Consider the following 6,626-nt stretch of genomic DNA (forward strand, 5'->3'; position numbering starts at 1 on the left):
GGTTACAGCTGGAAGTCATCAAAGTCGTTGGCCCCAACTTCGGAGTCGATCTGACCAACCAGATAAGAGCTGACTTCTACTTCCTGTGGTGCCACCTGCACGTTATCCGATACCAGCCATGAATTGATCCACGGGATCGGGTTAGAACGGGTCTGGAAAGGCAGATCCAAGCCTACTGCGTGCATACGAATATTAGTGATATATTCGATGTACTGGCAGAGAATATCTTTGTTCAGACCGATCATTGAACCGTCGCGGAACAGGTATTCTGCCCACTCTTTTTCCTGGATAGCCGCCTTTTTAAACAGCTCGTAGCACTGTTCCTGACATTCGGCGGCAATCTCTTTCATCTCCGGATCGTCTTCACCACTGCGCATCAGGTTCAGCATATGCTGAGTACCGGTCAAGTGCAGGGCTTCATCACGGGCGATCAGGCGGATAATTTTCGCGTTCCCTTCCATCAATTCGCGTTCCGCAAACGCAAAGGAACAGGCAAAACTGACGTAGAAGCGGATCGCTTCCAGGGCGTTGACACTCATCAGGCACAGATAAAGTTGCTTTTTGAGGGCTCGCAGGCTGACGACCACCTCATTACCCGCCACCTGATGGGTGCCTTCACCCAGCAGATGCCAGTAGTAGGTCATCTGGATTAGGTCATCGTAGTAACCGGTGATATCTTCGGCACGTTTGAGGATCTGCTCATTGGTGACAATATCGTCAAACACCAGTGCTGGGTCGTTGACGATATTGCGGATAATGTGCGTGTAAGAGCGCGAGTGGATGGTCTCGGAGAATGACCAGGTTTCGATCCAGGTTTCCAGTTCCGGGATCGACACCAGTGGCAACAGTGCCACGTTCGGGCTGCGGCCTTGGATCGAATCCAGCAGGGTCTGGTATTTCAAGTTACTGATAAATATGTGCTTTTCGTGCTCCGGCAGCGACTGGTAGTCGATACGGTCACGGGCAACGTCAACTTCTTCCGGACGCCAGAAGAAGGAGAGCTGTTTTTCGATCAGCTTTTCAAAAATGTCGTATTTTTGTTGGTCATAACGGGCAACGTTGACCGACTGGCCAAAGAACATCGGTTCTTTGAGCTGGTCATTTTTGTTCTGAGAAAATGTAGTATAGGCCATCAGGAAACATCCGATTAGTACAGGCTGACGTTTCAGCGGTTAACGAACTGGAGCCAAGGCGCGGATAGCGCCTTGGCGGAAAGAGTTAGATCTTGCAGGCGCCGCCTTCACAGCCGTCATCTGCCGGGGCCAGATCATCCTGAGAGTCTTCTGCTCCGTCACGGGTGTTCTGGTAGTAAAGGGTTTTCACACCAAACTTATAGGCCGTCAGCAGGTCTTTCAGCAGCTGCTTCATCGGCACCTTACCGTTGCTGAAACGGGAAGGATCATAGTTGGTATTCGCCGAAATTGACTGATCGACGAACTTCTGCATCAGCCCGACCAGCTGCAGATAACCGTCGTTGGACGGCATATCCCACAGTAACTCGTACTGATCTTTCAAGTTTTCGTAATCCGGCACCACTTGACGAAGGATCCCGTCTTTCGATGCTTTGATGCTGACGTGTCCGCGTGGCGGTTCAATGCCGTTGGTGGCGTTAGAAATCTGCGAGGAGGTTTCTGACGGCATCAGGGCAGACAGCGTAGAGTTACGCAGGCCGTGGGTTTTGATTGACTCACGTAGCGTTTCCCAATCCAAGTGCAGTGGCTCGGTGGTGATCGCATTCAGGTCTGCTTTATAAGTGTCGATCGGCAGTACGCCGGCCGCATAGGTGGTTTCACTGAACCACGGGCAAGCGCCTTGCTCTATCGCCAGTTCGTTAGAGGCTTTCAGCAGGTAATACTGAATTGCCTCAAATGTTTTGTGGGTCAGGTTGTTGGCGCTGCCATCGGAATAACGGACTCCGTGTTTTGCCAAGTAGTAGGCGAAGTTAATCACACCAATACCCAGGGTACGGCGCCCCATGGCACCGCGCTGTGCAGCGGGGATTGGGTAATCTTGATAGTCTAACAGCGCATCCAGGGCACGGACTGCCAGTACCGACAATTCTTCCAGTTCGTTCAGGTCACTGATCGCCCCTAGGTTGAACGCCGACAGGGTGCAGAGTGCAATCTCACCGTTTTCATCGTTGACGTCTTCCAGCGGACGGGTTGGCAGCGCGATCTCCAGACACAGGTTAGACTGACGAACCGGCGCAATCACTGGGTCAAACGGGCTGTGGGTATTACAGTGGTCAACGTTCTGGATATAGATACGGCCGGTGGAGGCACGTTCTTGCATCATCAGAGAGAACAGCTCTACAGCCTTAATACGCTGTTTACGAATGTTGCTGTCCTGCTCGTACTGGGTGTACAGACGTTCGAACTCAGCCTGATCGGCAAAGAACGCATCGTACAGGCCCGGTACATCGGACGGACTGAACAGGGTAATGTCTTCACCTTTGAGCAGACGCTGATACATCAGCTTGTTTAGCTGTACGCCGTAATCCATATGACGGACACGGTTACCTTCTACCCCACGGTTGTTTTTCAGGACCAGCAGGCTTTCCACCTCCAGGTGCCACAGTGGATAGAATAGGGTAGCCGCACCGCCACGCACGCCGCCTTGCGAACAGGATTTTACTGCAGTCTGGAAGTGCTTGTAGAAAGGAATACAGCCGGTATGGAAAGCTTCACCGCCACGGATCGGGCTGCCCAGCGCGCGGATACGGCCAGCGTTGATACCAATACCAGCACGCTGAGAGACGTATTTGACGATGGCACTGGAGGTCGCATTGATGGAATCCAGGCTATCACCACACTCGATCAGTACGCAGGAGCTGAACTGACGGGTTGGGGTACGCACACCGGCCATGATTGGCGTCGGCAGTGAAATCTTAAAGGTGGATACCGCATCATAGAAGCGCTTGATGTAATCAAGACGGGTATCACGCGGGTACGCGGAGAACAGGCAAGCCGCCACTAGGATATACAGGAACTGCGCGCTTTCATAGATCTCACCGTTTACACGGTTCTGCACCAGGTATTTGCCTTCTAACTGCTTCACGGCAGCATAAGAGAAGTTCATATCACGCCAGTGGTCGATAAACCCGTCCATCTCGGCGAACTCTTCTTCGCTGTAGTCTTCCAGCAGATGTGCGTCGTATTTACCACGCTCAACCATGGATTTGACATGATCCAGCAGGGCCGGTGGTTCGAAGCAACCGTAGGCTTTTTTACGCAGGTGGAAGATAGCCAGACGTGCGGCCAGGTATTGATAATCCGGCGCATCGCGGGAAATCAAATCGGCAGCAGCTTTGATGATGGTTTCATGAATATCAGAGGTTTTGATGCCTTCATAAAACTGGATGTGCGAGCGCAGCTCAACTTGGGAAACCGAGACATTGTGAAGACCTTCCGCTGCCCAATCGAGTACTCGGTGTATCTTATCGAGGTTAATTCGTTCTTGGCTTCCATCGCGCTTTGTGACGAGCAGACTTTGATTCATGTCGCGGTTACCTTTCTATGCATGAGTATCAGTGAGTTACATATTTCACGTACTTATGCACAGTTTTTCATTGTGAATAAAACTGTGGATAAGCACTACATGTAGGGGGTGGTTATAAAATATATAACAAGATAGGGTTTATTTTAGTGAGATCCGGCGCTGACACAAGAGGAAATATTGATGACAAAATGGGTTGTTTTTTTCTGATTTTTTCGCAGCCCGCATCATTACAGGCATCTCATGATGTCAATCCGTTACGGAAAAAATTTCTTTTTTGATCTGGTCGATGTTTTTTCACTCACAGGGAGAACTTGGCACTCTGATCCGCTGGCGAGGAGGATTAAAAAAGGCACAATATGTGTTTTTTTTTGCCGGCAGCCCTCTTTTTACAGGTTGCCGGCGTGCAATAGCCGCATAACGGATTGCGGCGACGGGTTAGCCTGGATGACGGGTATGGATCATATAATTGACGTCCACACCGCGTCCCAGACGGAACTGGTTGGTTAACGGATTATAGTGCAGACCGATCATCCCCTGTTCTTGAAGTGGGGTCTCATCCACCCAGTTCAGCAACTCTGCGGGACGGATAAACTTTTTCACGTCATGGGTACCACGCGGCACCATACGTAAAACGTATTCTGCGCCAAACACCGCCATCAGCCAAGCTTTCGGATTGCGGTTGATGGTTGAGAAAAACACATGGCCACCGGGTTTTACCAGTCGGGCGCAGGCCTTTACCACCGATTCTGGGTCCGGCACGTGCTCCAGCATCTCCATACAGGTGACCACATCATAGTGACCGGCGGCTTCACTGGCGTGTTCCTCAACGGTTTTCTGGATGTAGTCCACAGTGACTCCGGCTTCTAGGGCGTGTAGACGGGCGACTTCCAGCGGGTCGGCCCCCATATCCAAACCGGTGACCTCAGCACCTTCACGGGCCATGCTTTCCGCGAGGATCCCGCCGCCACAACCGACATCGAGCACTTTTTTACCAAATAATCCCTGGCTGTGCTGACTGATATAGCCCAGACGCAGCGGGTTAATGCGGTGCAGGGGTTTAAACTCTCCTTCTAAATCCCACCAGCGGGAGGCGACCGCTTCAAACTTGGCGATTTCCTGGTCATCGACGTTGCGTGGTTGCTCCGGTGAAGGCTTATTCATAACTCACTACTCCTGACGAAATTTTCCCGAGTATAAACGCTTACAGGGCTGGCGGCATCCTTCGTATTCATTCAGGCAGAACTAATCCCCGGTGAAGGTGCATCGTAGGGTGAAAATGTGATATGATTTGCGACCTTAACAGTCGGCAATATCTAGAGGGATATCGGCTCCATGAGCGACTTAGCAAGAGAAATCACACCGGTTAATATTGAGGAAGAATTAAAAAATTCTTATCTCGATTACGCCATGTCGGTCATCGTTGGCCGTGCATTACCCGATGTCCGCGATGGTCTGAAACCAGTCCACCGCCGTGTACTGTTTGCCATGAGCGAACTGGGTAATGACTGGAACAAAGCCTACAAAAAATCAGCCCGTGTTGTCGGGGATGTGATCGGTAAGTATCACCCACACGGTGATTCCGCGGTCTACGACACCATTGTACGTATGGCTCAACCGTTTTCACTGCGCTATATGCTGGTGGACGGACAGGGTAACTTCGGTTCGATTGATGGCGATTCCGCGGCAGCGATGCGTTACACCGAAGTGCGTATGGCCAAAATTGCCCATGAGCTGTTGGCAGACTTGGACAAAGAAACCGTCGATTTTGTCCCTAACTACGACGGCACCGAACAGATCCCTGAAGTTCTGCCGACCAAAGTGCCTAATCTACTGGTCAACGGCTCGTCAGGGATTGCGGTCGGCATGGCCACCAACATTCCGCCGCACAACCTCAGTGAAGTGATCGATGGCTGCTTAGCCTATATCGACGATGAAGACATCAGCGTCGAAGGTCTGATGGAACACATTCCCGGACCCGATTTCCCAACCGCTGCCATTATCAATGGCCGCCGTGGGATCGAAGAAGCGTACCGTACCGGTCGGGGTAAAATTTATATCCGTGGTCGCGGCGAAGTAGAAACTGACCCGAAAACCGGTCGCGAAACGATTATCGTGCATGAAATCCCGTATCAGGTAAACAAAGCACGACTGATCGAAAAAATCGCTGAACTGGTGAAAGAGAAGCGTCTTGAAGGGATCAGTGCACTGCGCGACGAGTCCGACAAAGATGGCATGCGTATTGTTATCGAGATCAAACGCGACGCGGTCGGTGAAGTGGTACTGAACAACCTCTATTCACTGACCCAATTACAGGTCTCTTTCGGCATTAATATGGTTGCTCTGCATCAGGGACAGCCAAAGATTATGGCCCTGAAAGAGATCCTCGAAGCCTTTGTCCGTCACCGTCGTGAAGTGGTGACCCGTCGTACCATTTACGAATTACGTAAAGCCCGTGATCGCGCCCATATCTTGGAAGGGCTGGCTGTTGCACTGGCGAATATCGATCCGGTGATTGAACTGATCCGTCGTGCGCCTTCACCGGCAGAAGCCAAGGCGGGACTGGTATCCACGCCATGGCAGCTGGGTAACGTCGCGGCGATGCTGGAAAAAGCCGGTGATGATGCCGCCCGTCCAGAGTGGCTGGAGCCAGAATTTGGCATCCGTGACGGTGCTTACTACCTGACCGAGCAGCAGGCTCAGGCGATCCTCGATCTGCGTCTGCAGAAACTGACCGGCATGGAACATGAGAAACTGCTGGACGAATACAAGCGGTTGCTGGAGGAGATCGCTGCACTGATCTTTATCCTGCAGGACTCTGACCGTCTGATGGAAGTGATCCGTGAAGAGCTGGTGGCAGTGCGTGAACAGTTCGGTGATAAACGCCGTACCGAAATCACCGCCAACAGTGCTGATATTAATATCGAAGACCTGATCAACCAAGAAGATGTTGTCGTGACCTTGTCTCATCAGGGCTATGTGAAATACCAGCCACTGACGGATTACGAAGCTCAACGCCGTGGCGGTAAAGGGAAATCTGCTGCCCGTATTAAAGAAGAAGACTTTATCGATCGCCTGCTGGTGGCTAACACCCATGATACCATCCTGTGCTTCTCAAGCCGTGGCCGTCT

4 protein-coding genes are annotated in these 6,626 nt (G+C 51.7%); 1 reads left to right on the forward strand and 3 read right to left on the reverse strand.

From position 1 onward, the window contains the following. Positions 1-2: 2 nt before the first annotated feature. The 3 genes from nrdB to ubiG form a co-directional block, all read right to left on the reverse strand. The gene (nrdB, locus tag DW47_RS0116130) at positions 3-1,133 is read right to left on the reverse strand and encodes a class Ia ribonucleoside-diphosphate reductase subunit beta (RefSeq protein WP_029687472.1); all 1,131 of its coding nucleotides are present in this window, start codon (positions 1,131-1,133) and stop codon (positions 3-5) included. A gap of 85 nt (positions 1,134-1,218) precedes the next feature. After that, entirely contained in the window at positions 1,219-3,498 is a 2,280-nt protein-coding gene (gene nrdA / locus DW47_RS0116135; RefSeq protein ID WP_029687473.1) for a class 1a ribonucleoside-diphosphate reductase subunit alpha, read from the reverse strand. 435 nt (positions 3,499-3,933) lie between these two features. After that, complete coding sequence (ubiG, locus tag DW47_RS0116140) at positions 3,934-4,659, reverse strand: bifunctional 2-polyprenyl-6-hydroxyphenol methylase/3-demethylubiquinol 3-O-methyltransferase UbiG (RefSeq protein ID WP_029687474.1); 726 nt, start codon at positions 4,657-4,659, stop codon at positions 3,934-3,936. A gap of 171 nt (positions 4,660-4,830) precedes the next feature. Here ubiG and gyrA point away from each other — a divergent pair. Next, positions 4,831-6,626: DNA topoisomerase (ATP-hydrolyzing) subunit A (gene gyrA, locus DW47_RS0116145; protein WP_029687475.1), on the forward strand; the 1,796-nt coding region annotated here is incomplete at its 3' end.

The sequence above is a fragment of the Tatumella saanichensis genome, assembly GCF_000439375.1.
Lineage (GTDB): Bacteria > Pseudomonadota > Gammaproteobacteria > Enterobacterales > Enterobacteriaceae > Tatumella > Tatumella saanichensis.